14 protein-coding genes are annotated in these 14,776 nt (G+C 66.3%); 8 read left to right on the top strand and 6 right to left on the bottom strand.

Annotated features, from left to right (window positions below):
• Positions 1-31 precede the first annotated feature (31 nt).
• The 4 genes from ABEA07_RS01215 to ABEA07_RS01200 all read left to right on the top strand — a co-directional run bounded on the left by ABEA07_RS01215 (position 32) and on the right by ABEA07_RS01200 (position 4,597).
• Positions 32-1,621 carry an ABC transporter substrate-binding protein gene (locus tag ABEA07_RS01215; RefSeq protein WP_345535341.1) on the top strand — a complete coding sequence of 530 codons (1,590 nt, stop codon included), beginning with the start codon at positions 32-34 and terminating at the stop codon, positions 1,619-1,621.
• Positions 1,622-1,682: 61 nt separating this feature from the next.
• Complete coding sequence (locus ABEA07_RS01210) at positions 1,683-2,594, top strand: ABC transporter permease (RefSeq protein ID WP_345535340.1); 912 nt, start codon at positions 1,683-1,685, stop codon at positions 2,592-2,594.
• A 15-nt stretch (positions 2,595-2,609) separates the two neighbouring features.
• A complete protein-coding gene (locus ABEA07_RS01205) occupies positions 2,610-3,602 on the top strand; it encodes an ABC transporter ATP-binding protein (RefSeq protein WP_345535339.1) in 993 nt (330 codons plus the stop codon).
• Positions 3,599-4,597, top strand: coding sequence for an ABC transporter ATP-binding protein (locus ABEA07_RS01200; protein ID WP_345535338.1), 999 nt, complete (start codon positions 3,599-3,601; stop codon positions 4,595-4,597). Before ABEA07_RS01205 ends, ABEA07_RS01200 begins: the two co-directional genes overlap by 4 nt.
• Before the next feature lie 32 nt (positions 4,598-4,629).
• Here the strand turns inward: ABEA07_RS01200 and zwf are convergent, their stop codons facing one another.
• Positions 4,630-6,099: a glucose-6-phosphate dehydrogenase gene (gene zwf / locus ABEA07_RS01195; RefSeq protein WP_345535337.1), complete on the bottom strand. Its 1,470-nt coding sequence runs from the start codon at positions 6,097-6,099 to the stop codon at positions 4,630-4,632.
• A 90-nt stretch (positions 6,100-6,189) separates the two neighbouring features.
• Here zwf and ABEA07_RS01190 point away from each other — a divergent pair, with 90 nt between their 5' ends.
• The gene (locus tag ABEA07_RS01190) at positions 6,190-6,846 is read left to right on the top strand and encodes an HAD family hydrolase (protein WP_345535335.1); all 657 of its coding nucleotides are present in this window, start codon (positions 6,190-6,192) and stop codon (positions 6,844-6,846) included.
• Here ABEA07_RS01190 and ABEA07_RS01185 read toward each other — a convergent pair.
• Positions 6,822-7,490, bottom strand: a complete 669-nt coding sequence (locus tag ABEA07_RS01185; RefSeq protein WP_425584052.1) for a lipocalin family protein — start codon at positions 7,488-7,490, stop codon at positions 6,822-6,824. The two genes, ABEA07_RS01190 and ABEA07_RS01185, sit on opposite strands and share 25 nt — an antisense overlap.
• 101 nt (positions 7,491-7,591) lie before the next feature.
• Here ABEA07_RS01185 and tal point away from each other — a divergent pair, with 101 nt between their 5' ends.
• The 3 genes from tal (at position 7,592) to ABEA07_RS01170 (ending at position 10,516) form a co-directional block, all read left to right on the top strand.
• Positions 7,592-8,545: a transaldolase gene (gene tal / locus ABEA07_RS01180; protein ID WP_345535332.1), complete on the top strand. Its 954-nt coding sequence runs from the start codon at positions 7,592-7,594 to the stop codon at positions 8,543-8,545.
• On the top strand, positions 8,542-10,098 hold the full coding sequence (gene pgi, locus ABEA07_RS01175) for a glucose-6-phosphate isomerase (protein WP_345535330.1): 1,557 nt from the start codon (positions 8,542-8,544) through the stop codon (positions 10,096-10,098). The genes tal and pgi overlap by 4 nt, the downstream gene beginning before the upstream one ends.
• Before the next feature lie 76 nt (positions 10,099-10,174).
• Positions 10,175-10,516, top strand: coding sequence for a DUF805 domain-containing protein (locus tag ABEA07_RS01170; protein WP_345535329.1), 342 nt, complete (start codon positions 10,175-10,177; stop codon positions 10,514-10,516).
• 73 nt (positions 10,517-10,589) lie between these two features.
• Here ABEA07_RS01170 and groL read toward each other — a convergent pair whose 3' ends face one another.
• From groL to ABEA07_RS01150, 4 genes are all read right to left on the bottom strand, one after another.
• Positions 10,590-12,242 carry a chaperonin GroEL gene (gene groL / locus ABEA07_RS01165; protein WP_345535328.1) on the bottom strand — a complete coding sequence of 551 codons (1,653 nt, stop codon included), beginning with the start codon at positions 12,240-12,242 and terminating at the stop codon, positions 10,590-10,592.
• Between the two features lie 86 nt (positions 12,243-12,328).
• Positions 12,329-12,622, bottom strand: a complete 294-nt coding sequence (gene groES / locus ABEA07_RS01160; protein ID WP_345535326.1) for a co-chaperone GroES — start codon at positions 12,620-12,622, stop codon at positions 12,329-12,331.
• A 129-nt stretch (positions 12,623-12,751) separates the two neighbouring features.
• Positions 12,752-13,699 (bottom strand): polysaccharide deacetylase family protein, encoded by a 948-nt coding sequence (locus tag ABEA07_RS01155; protein ID WP_345535325.1) that lies wholly within the window; start codon positions 13,697-13,699, stop codon positions 12,752-12,754.
• Between the two features lie 4 nt (positions 13,700-13,703).
• Complete coding sequence (locus ABEA07_RS01150; RefSeq protein WP_345535324.1) at positions 13,704-14,747, bottom strand: bifunctional UDP-4-keto-pentose/UDP-xylose synthase; 1,044 nt, start codon at positions 14,745-14,747, stop codon at positions 13,704-13,706.
• Between the last annotated feature and the right edge of the window lie 29 nt (positions 14,748-14,776).

Raw genomic sequence — 14,776 nt, 5'->3', positions numbered from 1 at the left:
CATGACCTATTCCAACCTGAGGAGTGCTTCCATGAATCTGAGAAAGAAACTGGCCGCGACGGCCGTTCTGTGTGCGCTGGGCCTGTCGGCCGGCGCGCAGACCATCCGGATCGCCAATCAGGGGGATGCGCTGTCGCTCGATCCGCACTCGCTCAACGAGTCGCTGCAGCTGTCCGTCGACCTCAACGTGTACGACGCGCTCACCGACCGCAACAAGGACCTGAGTCTCGCACCGTCGCTCGCCACGTCGTGGCGGCAGACCTCCCCGACGGTGTGGCGCTTCGAGCTTCGCAAGAACGTCAAGTTCCACGACGGTACGCCGTTCACCGCCGATGACGTCCTCTTCAGCATTGCGCGCGCGGCCGGCGACGGCTCGGACGTGAAGGCCAAGGTCAACGACATCAAGGAAGTGCGCAAGGTCAACGACCACGCCGTCGACATCGAGACCAAGGGCCCGTTCCCGATCCTGCCCGACGTGCTGTCGGATCTCGCAATCATGAGCAAGAAGTGGTGCGAGGAAAACAAGGCCGAGAAGCCGGTCGATCGCCGCAAGGGCATCGAGAACACCGCTTCGTTCAAGGCCAACGGCACCGGGCCCTTCCGTGTGCGGGAGCGCCAGCCCAACGTGCGCACGGTGTTCGTGCGCAATCCGACCTACTGGGGCAAGATCGACGGCAACGTGCAGGAGGTGATCTTCACCCCCATCGCCAATTCGGCGACACGTGTGGCGGCGTTGATGTCGGGCGAGATCGACGTGATGGAGCCGGTGCCGGTCCAGGACATCGCGCGCATCAACGCCAGCCCGAACGCGCAGGTGGTCGTCGGCCCTGAGCTGCGCACCATCTTCCTGGGCATGGACCAGAAGCGCGACGAACTGCTCTACTCGGGCGTCAAGGGCAAGAACCCCTTCAAGGACAAGCGCGTGCGCCAGGCCTTCTACCAGGCCATCGACATCGTCGGGATCCAGCGCACCGTGATGCGCGGCGCCTCGCGGCCCACCGCGTTGATGGTCGGCCCCGGCATCAACGGCTGGACCGCGGAGCAGGACAAGCGCCTTCCCTACGATGTCGAGGCTGCCAAGAAGTTGCTGGCCGATGCCGGCTATCCGAACGGCTTCGAGGTCACCATGAACTGTCCGAACGACCGTTACGTGAACGATGGCCAGATCTGCCAGAGCGTGGCCGCCAACCTCGCGCGCATCGGCGTGAAGATCAATCTCGCGGCCGAGACCAAGGGCACCTACTTCCCCAAGATCCTGCGCCGCGACACCAGCTTCTACCTGCTCGGCTGGACGCCGACCACCTACGACTCGCACAACGCGCTCGATGCGCTGATGCGCTGCCCCGACGACAAGACGGGCGACGGCCAGTTCAACCTCGGCTCTTACTGCAACCCGAAGCTCGACGAGTTGATCGGCAAGATCAAGTCGAGCACCGACAAGAACGAGCGCATGGCGATGATCAAGGAGGCGTTCACGATCCATGCGGAGGACGTCGGCCACCTGCCTCTGCACCAGCAATCGCTGGCGTGGGGCGTGAGCAAGAAGGTCTCGCTGACGCAGCGGGCCGACAACTTCATGCCCTTCAAGTGGATGAGCATCCAGGGTGCCGCCAAGCCCTGAGCCCGAGCGCGCATGAACCGGCGGGCCTGCCGTGCAGGCCCGCTTTTCAGGTGGTTCCCAGATGAAAAAAGCATTGGCCCGCTGGCTCGACAGCGACGTCGGCCACAGTTTCCGTACCTCGCCTGTCGCCATGCTGGCGGCCGCGATCGCCTTCGTCTGTGTCTTCTGTTCGGTGTTTGCCGGGTGGGTGTCACCACACAACCCCTTCGACCTCGCGGCGCTCGAACTGGGTGATGCGCGCCTTCCGCCGGCCTGGCAGGCCGAGGGCACGACCAAATACCTGCTCGGCACCGACGACCAGGGACGTGACATCCTCTCCGCGCTGATTTACGGCGCGCGCATCTCGCTGGTCGTGGGGCTGGTCTCGGTGGCGCTCTCCGTGCTGGTCGGGGTGACGCTGGGCCTGCTGGCTGGTTTCTGGGGCGGCTGGCTCGACGGTTTCCTCATGCGCCTGTGCGACGTGATGCTGTCCTTCCCGCCCATCCTGGTCGCGCTGCTGATTGCGGGTGTCGGTCGCGCGCTGTTTCCCGACGCACACGACTCGGTGGCCTTCGGCGTGCTCATCCTGTCGATCTCGCTGACCGGCTGGGTGCAGTACGCGCGCACGGTTCGCGGCTCCACGCTGGTGGAGCGCAACAAGGAATACGTGCAGGCCGCGCGCGTGACCGGTGTGTCGCCGTGGCGCATCATGCGCCGGCACGTGCTGCCCAACGTCCTCGGGCCGGTGCTGGTGCTGGCCACCATCCAGGTCGCGACCGCGATCATCACGGAGGCCACGCTGTCCTTCCTGGGCGTGGGCGTGCCGCCGACCTCGCCATCGCTGGGCACGCTCATTCGCGTCGGCAACGACTACCTGTTCTCGGGCGAATGGTGGATCACCGTCTTCCCTGGCGTGATGCTGATCCTCATTGCCCTCAGCGTGAACTTGCTGGGCGACTGGCTGCGCGATGCGCTCAACCCCCGGCTGCGCTGAAGACGAAAGCCCCCCATGAGCCTTCTGCAAGTCCAGAACCTGATCGTTGAATTTCCGCATCGGCGCGGCACCTTGCGCGCCCTGGACGACATCAGCTTCGAGATCGCGCCGGGCGAAATCCTCGGCGTGGTCGGTGAATCGGGCGCAGGCAAGTCGCTCACGGGCGCCGCCATCATCGGCCTGCTGGAGCCGCCGGGACGCGTGGCCAGCGGCCGCATCCTCCTGGAAGGCCAGCGCATCGACAATCTGAACCACGAGGCCATGCGGCACATCCGCGGCCGCAAGATCGGTGCCATCTTCCAGGACCCGCTGACCTCGCTCAACCCGCTCTACACGATCGGCCGCCAACTGACGGAGACGATCCGCACCCACCTGCCCGTGAGCGAGGACGAGGCGCGCCGCCGCGCCATCGGTCTGTTGCAGGACACCGGCATTCCCGGCGCCGATCAGCGCATCGACCACTACCCGCACCAGTTCTCGGGCGGCATGCGCCAGCGGGTCGTGATCGCCCTGGCCCTGGCGGCCGAGCCCAAGCTGATCGTGGCCGACGAACCGACCACCGCGCTGGACGTCTCGATCCAGGCGCAGATCATCACGCTGCTCAAGCGCATCTGCAAGGAACGCGGCGCCGCCGTGATGCTCATCACCCACGACATGGGCGTGATCGCCGAGACCTGTGACCGCGTGGCCGTGATGTACGCCGGTCGCATCGCCGAGATCGGTCCGGTGCAGGAAGTCATCCACCAGCCGGCCCATCCCTACACTTCGGGCCTCATGGCCGCCATTCCCGACATGACGATGGACCGCGAGCGTCTCAACCAGATCGATGGCGCCATGCCGCGTCTGAACGCGATCCCGCGCGGCTGCGCCTACAACCCGCGCTGTCCACGCGTCTTCGACCGTTGCCTGGTCGAGCGGCCGGATCTGCTGAATGCCGGCGCGACCCGGGCCGCATGCTGGCTGCATGGCACCCGCAGCCAGTCCCCCATCGATGGGATCGCTGCATGAACCGCGCGGCTTTGGTCCAGGCGGAGGATCTCGCCAAGATTTTCGACGTCTCTGCGCCCTGGCTCAATCGCGTGCTCGAGCGCAAACCGCGGCAGCTGCTGCATGCGGTCGACGGTGTCAGCTTCTCCATCGAGCGCGGCAGGACGCTGGCCCTGGTCGGCGAGTCCGGCTGCGGCAAGAGCACCGTCGCGCGCCTGCTGGTGGGTCTGTACGAGCCGACGCGCGGCGGCATGCACTTCGACGGGCAGGATGCCCACGCGGCCTTCAAGCGCCCCGAGGGCCGCAAGCTGCGCCGGCGCATCCAGATGATCTTCCAGGACCCCTACGCGAGCCTCAATCCGCGCTGGCTGGTCCGGGACATCGTCGGCGAGCCCCTGCGCGAGCACGAAATCCTGCAGGAAGGGCCGGCGCTGCGCGCCCGCGTCGGCGAGTTGCTGCAGTCCGTGGGCCTGAGCCCGCTGGACATGGCCAAGTACCCTCACCAGTTCTCAGGTGGGCAGCGCCAGCGCATCTCCATCGCTCGCGCCCTGGCGACCCAGCCCGATTTCCTGGTGTGCGACGAGCCCACCTCTGCGCTCGACGTCAGCGTGCAGGCGCAGGTCCTCAACATCATGAAGGACCTGCAACGGGAACGCGGGCTCACCTACCTGTTCATCTCCCACAACCTCGCGGTCGTGCGCCATGTCGCCGACCAGGTGGGCGTCATGTACCTCGGGCGGCTGGTGGAAGTGGCCGACAAGGCCAGGCTCTTCGAGGCGCCGCAGCATCCGTACACCCGCATGCTGCTGGAGGCCATTCCCAAGATGAAGCACACCGGCGAGGCGCGCACGCCGGTGCAGGGGGAGGTGCCCAACCCGTTGAATCCGCCCACGGGCTGCACCTTCCATCCGCGCTGCCCGCATGCCAATGCGCGCTGCAAGGCCGAGCGGCCACCGCTTCAGATGCTGCGCGGGGTGCAGGTGGCCTGCCACGCGGTCGAGGAAAACCGGATCTAGCCGCGCCTCGCGCCGCGGCTGCCCTCGAGCAGCTACTGCTCCTCGCTCCAGGCGAAGCCGTCGCGCGCGATCATCGCGCTCGAGGCGCTCGGCCCCCAGGTGCCGGCGGCATAAGGCCGCGGCGCGCCGTCCGAGGACCAGGCGTCGATCAGGGGCTCGACCCAGCGCCAGGCTTCCTCCTGCTCGTCGCTGCGCACGAAGAGGTTGAGGCGCCCGTCGATCACGTCCAGCAGCAGCCGCTCGTAGGCGCCCACGCGCTCGGAGCCGAAGCGCTTGTCGAAATCCAGGTCCAGTTGCACCGGCGCCAGCTGCGGGCCGACGTGGCGATTGCCATTGCGCTGGCGGTCGTTCTGCGCCTGGGCCAGCATGTGCAACTCCAGCCCGTCCTTGGGCTGCAGGTTGATCACCAGCTTGTTGAAAGCACCGGTCGGGGCGCGGAAGATCGCGTGCGGTGTCGGCTTGAAGTTGACCTCGATGCGGGCATCCCGCGACGCCAGCCGCTTGCCGGTGCGGATGTACAGCGGCACCCCGGCCCAGCGCCAGTTGGCGATCTCGGTGCGCAGGGCGACGAAGGTCTCGGTTCGGCTCTCGGGATTGACGCCCGGCTCGTCGCGGTAGCCAGGTACGCGCTCGCCGTAGGCGGTGCCGGCGCTGTACTGCCCGCGGATCGCATGCAGTCCGATGGATTCCGGGGTCCAGGGTTTGAGCGCGCGCAGCACCTTGAGCTTTTCGTCGCGGATTGCGTCGGCGTGGGCATTGATCGGCGGCTCCATGCCCAGCGCGCACACCAGCTGCAGCGCGTGGTTCTGCACCATGTCGCGCAACGCGCCGGTCTGGTCGTAGAAGGCGCCGCGCTTCTCGACGCCGAGGTCTTCCGCGATCGTGATCTCGATGCTGGCGATGTGCTCGCGGCGCCAGATCGGCTCGAAAAGCGCGTTGCCGAAGCGCATCGCGAACAGGTTCTGCACCGAAGGTTTGCCCAGGTAATGGTCGATGCGGAACACCTGATGCTCGGCCAGCACTCGGCATACCGCCTTGTTGATGGCCCGGTTCGAGGCCAGGTCGTGGCCCAGCGGCTTTTCCAGCACCACGCGCGTCTTCGGGCCATTCAGGCCCGCGGCGGCGATCTGCTCGACCACCTGGGTGAAGAGGGCGGGCGCGGTGGCCAGGTACATCACCACCGTGCCCGCGTCGCGGCCCTGGATCAGCGTCGCCAGCTTCGCGTAGTCGTCCGGCCTGGACAGGTCCATGCGCAGGTAATGGAGCAGGGAGGCGAACTTCTTGAACTCCTCGGGGGTCGGCCGCTTGGCACCCTCGACCGCCGCGAAACGCGACTGGATCAGCTCGCGGTAGGCATCGTCGCTCAGTTCGTCGCGCGCCACGCCGATGATGCGGCCGTCCTGGGGCAGGCTGCCGTGGCGGAAGGCCTGGAAGAGCGCCGGCATCAGTTTGCGCCATGCCAGGTCGCCGGTGCCGCCAAAGAGGACGAGGTCGAAACTCATGGATGAAGCCCGTGTTGGAGTCGTGATGTTGCCGTGCGCGCGGTCCGCCTGCGAATGGTAACGGAGCCTGTCGCCGGGGCGGCTTCCCTTATGCTTGCCGATTTGCTCGACATGAAGAACGTGGTCTTCGACCTGGGGGCGGTGCTCCTGACCTGGGAGCCGGTGTCGCTGGTGCACGCGGCGCTCGCCCCGCACACGCCGACGGCGGAAGCCGCGCATGCACTGGTGCGCGAGATGTTCCACCACGAGGACTGGCTGGGCTTCGACCGCGGCACGCACACCCTTGAAGATGCCATCGGCCGAATGGCCCTTCGCCTGGCGCTGCCGGAGGCGCGGCTCCAAGCGACCCTGGGCTCACTGGGCGAACGCCTGGAGCCCATTGCGGTCACGGTCGAGTTGCTGGGCCAGCTTCGCGCGCGCCGCGACCGGGGCGAGGCCCTGCGGCTCTACTATCTCTCGAACATGCCGGCCGCTTACGCGCGCGTGCTCGAGGAACGCCACGCCTTCTTCAAGTGGTTCGACGGCGGCATCTTCTCAGGCGACGTGCGCCTGCTCAAGCCGCAGCCCGAGATATTCGAACTGCTGGCGACGCGCTACCGCCTGCAACCCGGACAGACGGTGTTCATCGACGATTCGGAGCCCAACATCAGGGCAGCACAGGCGCTCGGCTGGCAAGCTATCCACTGCACGTCACCGAGTGAATTGCCGGTGCAGCTTGCGGCTTATCTCCCCGTGCGTTCCACCTGATCCACGTCGAAGCCCAGGGAGCGTGCATAGTCGAGTTCGGCCTCCAGCGCCGAATCTTCCAGGCGAGGGACACGCGACAGCACCCACAGATACTTGCGGTCCGGGGTTCCGACCAGCGCGACCTGGTAGTCACGATCCAGCTTGAGGATCCAGTAGTCGCCCCACACGGCAGGCAGCCAGCGCAACCAGGTCGGCGCGAAGGCCACCTCGAGCCTGCCTGCGCCCGGCTGCCCCGAGACCGGCACGCTGCGTGCGAGGCCGATCGCTTCGTCGAAGTTGCCGTCGGGCAGCAGGCACCGGTTGCGTACTTCCACCGTGCCGTCTTCCAGCAGGCTGTACTCTGCCGTTACTGAACCGGTGCATTTTTTCTGGAAGCGATTGGGAAGGCGAGCCTGCTCGTGCCACAGGCCAACGTAGCGATGCAGGTCGACTGGCGCCACCACCTGCAGCGGTGCGCGCATCAAAGGGGCGCCATCGGCGGGGCCGGCCAGGCGGCCGTTCTGCGATGCGCGTGCGGTGCCGAAAGCCAGCAGGGTCAGTGCGCCGCCGATGCAGAAGGCGGTGGCCAGAGCGCCGATGGACGCGCTGTGGACGCGGTCGTCGAAGACGACTTTGGGCGCTGGGCTGCGAGAAGACATGGGCATTCCTCCGGTCTGGACAAAGCAGCAAGTTAGTCCTGCGGCACGCCCCCGCCCGTCAGCCGGGGACCACACGAACTGTAGTTTTGCGGCGGGATAATGGCCGGATGAACCAACTCGATGCCCTTCGACAGTGGACCACCGTGGTGGCCGATACCGGTGATTTCCGCCAACTGGCCCAGTTCAAGCCCCAGGACGCGACCACCAATCCCTCGCTGATCCTCAAGGCGGTGCAGAAGGCCGAGTACCGGCCACTGCTCGACGAAGCGGTGAAAACGCACGGTCACCTGTCCACCGACGAGGTCATCGATCGCCTGCTGGTGCGCTTCGGCACCGAGATCCTCTCTCTCATTCCGGGCCGCGTCTCCACCGAGGTCGATGCGCGCCTGAGCTTCGACACGGCTGCCACGGTGGCTCGTGCCGAACGCATCGTGGCGCTATACCGCGAGGCCGATATCGACGTCGGCCAGCGCGTGCTGATCAAGATCGCCTCCACCTGGGAGGGCATCGAGGCCGCGCGCCAGCTGGAGCGCAAGGGCATCCACACCAACCTCACGCTGCTGTTCTCCTTCGCGCAGGCGGTGGCCTGCGGAGCGGCCGGCGTGAAGCTGATCTCGCCATTCGTCGGCCGCATCTACGACTGGCACAAGAAGGCGGCCGGCAGTGCCTGGGACGAGGCTGCCAACGCCGGCGCGAACGACCCGGGCGTGAAGTCGGTTCGCCAGATCTTCGATTACTACAAGAAACATGGCATCCGGACCGAGGTCATGGGCGCAAGCTTTCGCAACGTCGGCCAGATCGCCGCGCTGGCCGGCTGCGACCTGTTGACCATCAGCCCTGAGCTGCTGGGCGAGTTGGCCGCCAGCGAGGCACCGCTGTCGCATGCGCTCGATGCCAAGGCCGCGCAAGCGCTCGATCTTCCCCAGCGGGTGCTGGACGAAGCCGCCTTCCGCTTCGCCCTCAACGAGGACGCGATGGCGACCGAGAAGCTGGCCGAGGGCATTCGTGCCTTCGCCGCCGACGCGGTCAAGCTCGAAAGGTTGATGCAGGAGGTTGCATGATCACTGCCACGCGCACACGCTGCGACCGCACCGCGGCCTGGGGTCATCTGCAAGCCCACTACGAGGCCGCTGGCCGAAGCTTCGATCTGCGCCAGGCCTTCGCGGCCGATCCCCGGCGCTTTGAGGTCTTCAGCCAACCCGCCCCGCATCTCTTCGCCGACCTGTCCAAGAACCTGGTCGATGCGAAGACCGAGGAACTGCTGCTGGCCCTGGCCCGCGAAGCCGGCCTCGAAGCCCATCGCGACGCGATGTTCGCGGGCGAGCACATCAACGCGACCGAGAACCGGGCCGTGCTCCACACCCTGCTGCGGGCGCCGGCCGGAACGGCAGTGCCATCCTCGCTGGCGGACGCGCACGCCGAGGTGCAGGCCACGCTCGACGCGATGCTGGCTTTTGCCGAGCGCGTGCGTGCCGACCACACCATCACCGACGTGGTCAACATCGGCATCGGCGGCTCGGACCTGGGGCCGCAGATGGTGGTGCGTGCGCTCGATGCGCAGGTGGCGCGAGGCAAGCGCTTCCACTTCGTCTCCAATGTCGACGGCCACGAACTGGCCGCCGTGCTGCGCGGTCTGGCGCCCGAGCACACGTTGTTCCTGGTGGCCTCCAAGACCTTCACCACGGCCGAGACCATGGCCAACGCGCAGTCGGCGAAGCGATGGTTCGAGCAATCGGGCAACGTCGACATCGCCCACCATTTCGCCGCGCTCACGACCAACGTGGAGGCGGCGCGCACCTTTGGCATCGAGACCACTTTCGGCTTCTGGGACTGGGTCGGCGGGCGCTATTCGCTGTGGTCTTCCATCGGGTTGCCGATCGCCTTGGCCATCGGTGCGGAGGGCTTCCGGCGCCTGCTGGCCGGCGCCCATGCGATGGATGAGCATTTCCGCAGCGCGCCGCTGGAACGGAACCTGCCGGTGCGGCTCGGCCTGCTCGACGTCTGGTACCGCAACTTCCACCGTTTCGCAAGCCGCAGCATCGCGCCGTACCACAGTGCCCTGCAGCGCCTTCCCGCCTATTTGCAGCAACTGGAGATGGAGAGCAACGGCAAGCAGGTCGATGCCGAGGGGGCCGCACTGCCGCTGGGAACCTCACCCGTACTCTGGGGAGAGCCCGGCACCAACGGCCAGCACGCCTACTTCCAGATGCTGCACCAGGGCACGGACGTGATTCCTCTGGAGTTCATCGCCGTGCGTGATCCGGCGCACGACCTGGAGGGCCACCATCCCAAGTTGCTGGCCAATGCGCTCGCGCAGGCGCAGGCCTTGATGGTCGGCAAGGAGGATGCGGGCGGCCACCGCAACTTTCCCGGCAACCGGCCGAGCAGTTTCTTCGTCTTCGAACGGCTCGACGCCGAGACGCTCGGCGCCTTCCTCGCGATGTACGAGCACCGGGTGTTCACCAGCGGCGCGCTGTGGGGCATCAACAGCTTCGACCAATGGGGCGTGGAACTCGGCAAGGTGCTGGCCAAGGACATCGAGCCCCGGCTCGCCTCGGGCAATACCGCCGGGCTGGATGCCTCCACCGCCGGGCTGCTGGCACGGCTGCGGTAGTCATCAGCGAACGGCGAACGGCCCTTTATGATGGCCCCGGGAGTTTTCCCGTGGGACTATCAAGAGGAGTTGTTCGATGAATTTTCAAGAAGCCGTCAAGACCTGCTTCAGCAAATACGTGGACTTCAGCGGCCGCGCCTCGCGGTCCGAGTACTGGTGGTTCGTGCTGGCCTACGTGATCGCCGCGATCGTGGCCGGTCTCATTCACGAGGCGGTCTATGGCCTCGTCGTCCTCGCATTCCTGCTGCCCCTGCTGTCGGCCGGGGCGCGCCGCCTGCACGACATCGGCAAGAGCGGCTGGTGGCTGCTGCTGGGGCTGATTCCGCTGGTCAACCTCGTGCTGCTCTATTTCACCGTGCAGCCCAGCCAGGCGGAGAGCAATGAGTACGGATCGCCGCCGCTCGCCACCGCGGCTTGACCCTTTTCTTGCGCCACATAAAAAAACCCGCGGCTTGCGCCGCGGGTTTTTTGTTGGCCGAGGGCCGGGCTTCTTACATGCCCATGCCGCCCATGCCACCCATGCCGCCCATGTCGGGCATGCCGCCGCCGGCAGGCGCGTCGTCCTTCGGCGCTTCGGCGACCATGGCTTCGGTCGTCAGCAGCAGGGAGGCCACCGAAGCGGCGTTCTGCAGCGCAGTGCGGGTCACCTTGGTCGGATCGAGAATGCCCAGTTCGAGCATGTCGCCGTAGCTGTCGTTCTGCGCATTGAAGCCGTAGTTGCCCTTGCCGGCCAGCACGTTGTTCACCACCACGCTGGCTTCGCCGCCGGCGTTGTTGACGATCTCGCGCAGCGGCGATTCGACGGCCTTGAGCACCAGCTTGATGCCGGCGTCCTGGTCGGCGTTGTCACCCTTGAGCTTGTCGCCCACGGCCTGCTTGGCACGCAGCAGCGCCACGCCGCCGCCGGCCACCACGCCTTCTTCCACTGCAGCGCGGGTGGCGTGCAGGGCGTCTTCGACGCGGGCCTTCTTTTCCTTCATCTCGACTTCGGTCGCGGCACCGACCTTGATCACGGCCACGCCGCCGGCCAGCTTGGCCACGCGCTCTTGCAGCTTCTCGCGGTCGTAGTCGCTGGTGGCTTCCTCGATCTGCACGCGAATCTGCTTCACGCGGGCTTCGATGTCGGCGTTGGCGCCGGCGCCGTCGATGATGATGGTGTTTTCCTTGCCCACTTCGATGCGCTTGGCCTGGCCGAGGTCAGCCAGCGTCACCTTCTCGAGGGTCAGGCCCACTTCTTCCGCGATGACCTTGCCGCCCGTCAGGATGGCGATGTCTTCCAGCATGGCCTTGCGGCGGTCGCCGAAGCCAGGCGCCTTGACGGCCACGACCTTCAGGATGCCACGGATGGTGTTCACCACCAGGGTCGCGAGGGCTTCGCCTTCGACTTCCTCGGCGACGACCAGCAGCGGACGGCCGGCCTTGGCGACTTGCTCCAGCGTGGGCAGCAGGTCGCGGATGTTGCTGATCTTCTTGTCGAACAGCAGCACGAAGGGGTTTTCGAGGATCGCGCTCTGCTTGTCGGGGTTGTTGATGAAGTAGGGCGACAGGTAGCCGCGGTCGAACTGCATGCCCTCGACCACGTCCAGCTCGCTCTCGAGCGACTTGCCGTCCTCGACGGTGATCACGCCTTCCTTGCCGACCTTGTCCATGGCGTCGGCAATGATCTTGCCGATGGTCTCGTCGCTGTTGGCCGAGATCGAGCCGACCTGCGCGATTTCCTTCGAAGTGGTGGTGGCCTTCGAGGCCTTCTTCAGCTCTTCGACCAGGGCAGTCACCGCCTTGTCGATGCCGCGCTTCAGGTCCATCGGATTGATGCCGGCGGCCACGTACTTGAAGCCTTCGCGAACGATGGCCTGGGCCAGCACGGTCGCGGTGGTGGTGCCGTCACCGGCGTTGTCGGAGGTCTTGGAGGCGACTTCCTTCACGAGCTGGGCGCCCATGTTCTGGAGCTTGTCCTTGAGCTCGATTTCCTTGGCGACGGACACGCCGTCCTTGGTCACGGTGGGAGCGCCGAAGGATCGCTCGAGCACCACGTTGCGGCCCTTGGGGCCCAGGGTCACCTTGACCGCGTTGGCCAGGATGTTCACGCCTTCGACCATGCGTGCACGGGCTTCGCCGCCGAACACTACGTCTTTTGCTGCCATGAGATATCTCCGAAAAAAATGTGGATCTAGTCAGTGGGGGACAGAGCAGCGGGCCGCTGTGCGCTCGCCGCGTCTGCCCCGAAGAATCACTTCGCTTCGACGACCGCGAACAGGTCGTCTTCCTTCATGACCAGCAGCTCGTCGCCATCGACCTTCACGGTCTGGCCGCTGTACTTGCCGAACAGGACGCGGTCGCCGACCTTGACGCTCATGGCCGACAATTCGCCCTTGTCGTTCTTCTTGCCCGGGCCCACCGCCAGCACCTCGCCCTGATCGGGCTTTTCGGCGGCGTTGTCGGGGATCACGATGCCCGAGGCGGTCTTGGTTTCGCTTTCAATGCGCTTGACGATCACGCGATCGGCCAAAGGACGAAGTTTCATTGCATCTCCTGAATAGAAACGGGGTTGTTTGGACGCCGGCTCTTGAGTGCCGGCTGACCATCCACTGGAAGCGGTGTTGTTAGCACTCCTCTTCAGCGAGTGCTAATCATAAGGGCAAATCTGACGCTTTCAAGAGCCAACGGCCGATGGTTCCGCGACGCTTTCGCGTTCGGTCGGCCAGTCCGCGCCCTGCACGGCCAGCAGACCGGAACGCCCTGGCACGCGGCCCAGCCCGATCCTGTGACGAGGCAGGGCCGATGCCGGATCCCGATGAAGGCGCTCCAACGCGACCAGTTCGTGCCCCTGGGCCTGCCAGCCGGCGAGCAGGCGTTCGAACACCGGGCGCAGCTTCTGGCCTTCGAGTTCGGCATGCAGGGTGTAGACCTGGTCCCGCGCGCTGCGCTCGGTCCGTTCCAGAAGATGACGATGGACGTTCCCTTCGTCGAGTCCATCCAGGCCGATGAGCTCGTCGAGCGTCGGGAGGGTGGTCGGGTACTGCGGTGGCCCCATCACCGTGCCGTCGTCGGCCACCGGCATGAAGGGATGGGTGCCGCGCGTGTCCGACGCGAATTCGACGCCCAGTGTCGCCTGGGCGCGTGCGGCTGCCGCGTTGAATTGCCAACCCGCGGCGCCGTGCAGCCGCGCGGGCTCGCCGAAAACTTCGGCATGGCGTGCCAGGGCACGGCGCATCTCGCGTTCGGCCCAGGCGGCATCGCGGCTGAGCAACTGGTCCTGCCAGCGCACATGGTCCCAGCAGTGCACGCCGACCTCGAAGCCGGCATCGCGCACGCTGCGCAGCGTGGACGCCTCCCGCCGCCCGATGTCCGGGCCTGGCAGCAGCACGCCGTACAAGAGGGTGCGCAGGCCATAGTGCTCGAGCACCGAGGTGCGTGCCACTTTGCCGATGAAACCGGGGCGCAGCACGCGAAGGATGGCACGGCCTGTGTGGTCCGGTCCCAGACTGAAAAGGAAGCTCGCGCCGCAGTGCCGGCTCTCCAGCAACTGCACCAGGGCCGGCACGCCCTCGCGTGTCCCGCGCCAGGTGTCGACGTCGACCTTCAGGGCGATCCGCGCCACGGGCTTAAGCCACCAGGTCGGCGGCGGCCGCGGCGTGGTCGCGGTAATAGGCGAACATTTCGCGCAGGGCCTCCTGCATGCCGACGCGTGGCTGCCAACGCAGGTCGTCCATGGTGCGGCGGATGTCGGGCACGCGGTGCAGCACGTCCTGGTAGCCGCTGCCGTAATAGTCCGCCGAGGCGACGTCGATCAGCTCGACCGAGGCCGCGGCTTCCTGGTACTCGGGCAGGGTGCTCGCGAGGTCGAGCATCATCCGGGCCAGTGCGCGGATCGAATGGTTGTTGTGCGGGTTGCCGATGTTGTAGATCTTGCCATCGGCGATGCCGCCCTCGTTCGCGATGATCTTCACGAGGGCGTCGATGCCGTCGTCCACGTAGGTGAACGCGCGCTGCTGGCGGCCGCCGTCGACCAGCCGGATCGGTTCCCCCCGCACGATGTGGCCGAGGAACTGGGTGAGCACGCGGCTGGAGCCTTCCTTTGGCGCGTGGATGCTGTCGAGCCCCGGCCCGATCCAGTTGAAGGGGCGGAACAGGGTGTAGCGCAGACCTTCCTGCTGGCCGTAGGCGTGGATCACGCGGTCCATCAGCTGCTTGGCGCAGGCGTAGATCCAGCGCGGCTTGTTGATCGGACCGTAGACCAGGTTGGATGCGTCCGGGTCGAACTGGTCGTCGGTGCACATCCCATAGACCTCGCTGGTGGAGGGGAAGACCACACGCTTGCGGTAGCGCAGGCACTGTCGCACGATGGGCAGGTTGGCTTCGAAGTCGAGCTCGAAAACGCGCAGCGGCTCGCGCACGTAGGTGGCCGGCGTCGCGATGGCCACCAGCGGCAGCACCACGTCGCATTTCTTGACGTGGTATTCGATCCATTCCTTGTTGATGGTGATGTCACCCTCGAAGAAGTGGAAGCGCGGATTCGACATCCAGGGCTCGACGCGGTCCGACAGCATGTCCATGCCGTACACCTGCCAGTCGGTGCGCTCCATGATCTGGCGCGTGAGGTGGTGGCCGATGAAGCCGTTGACGCCGAGGATGAGGACTTTGAGCATGGCGGTGATCGTCCGAAGAAGTGATGGAG

This window comes from Variovorax defluvii (assembly GCF_039541515.1).
GTDB lineage: Bacteria > Pseudomonadota > Gammaproteobacteria > Burkholderiales > Burkholderiaceae_C > Variovorax > Variovorax defluvii.
Note: the sequence above shows the minus strand (reverse complement) of the source record. Positions and strands in the feature narration are given on the sequence as shown.

Coding starts and splice junctions, on each gene's coding strand:
- ABEA07_RS01215 (WP_345535341.1), top strand. CDS start 32: ATGAATCTGAGAAAGAAACTGGCCGCGACGGCCGTTCTGTGTGCGCTG.
- ABEA07_RS01210 (WP_345535340.1), top strand. CDS start 1,683: ATGAAAAAAGCATTGGCCCGCTGGCTCGACAGCGACGTCGGCCACAGT.
- ABEA07_RS01205 (WP_345535339.1), top strand. CDS start 2,610: ATGAGCCTTCTGCAAGTCCAGAACCTGATCGTTGAATTTCCGCATCGG.
- ABEA07_RS01200 (WP_345535338.1), top strand. CDS start 3,599: ATGAACCGCGCGGCTTTGGTCCAGGCGGAGGATCTCGCCAAGATTTTC.
- zwf (WP_345535337.1), bottom strand. CDS start 6,099: ATGAGTTTCGACCTCGTCCTCTTTGGCGGCACCGGCGACCTGGCATGG.
- ABEA07_RS01190 (WP_345535335.1), top strand. CDS start 6,190: ATGCTTGCCGATTTGCTCGACATGAAGAACGTGGTCTTCGACCTGGGG.
- ABEA07_RS01185 (WP_425584052.1), bottom strand. CDS start 7,490: ATGCCCATGTCTTCTCGCAGCCCAGCGCCCAAAGTCGTCTTCGACGAC.
- tal (WP_345535332.1), top strand. CDS start 7,592: ATGAACCAACTCGATGCCCTTCGACAGTGGACCACCGTGGTGGCCGAT.
- pgi (WP_345535330.1), top strand. CDS start 8,542: ATGATCACTGCCACGCGCACACGCTGCGACCGCACCGCGGCCTGGGGT.
- ABEA07_RS01170 (WP_345535329.1), top strand. CDS start 10,175: ATGAATTTTCAAGAAGCCGTCAAGACCTGCTTCAGCAAATACGTGGAC.
- groL (WP_345535328.1), bottom strand. CDS start 12,242: ATGGCAGCAAAAGACGTAGTGTTCGGCGGCGAAGCCCGTGCACGCATG.
- groES (WP_345535326.1), bottom strand. CDS start 12,622: ATGAAACTTCGTCCTTTGGCCGATCGCGTGATCGTCAAGCGCATTGAA.
- ABEA07_RS01150 (WP_345535324.1), bottom strand. CDS start 14,747: ATGCTCAAAGTCCTCATCCTCGGCGTCAACGGCTTCATCGGCCACCAC.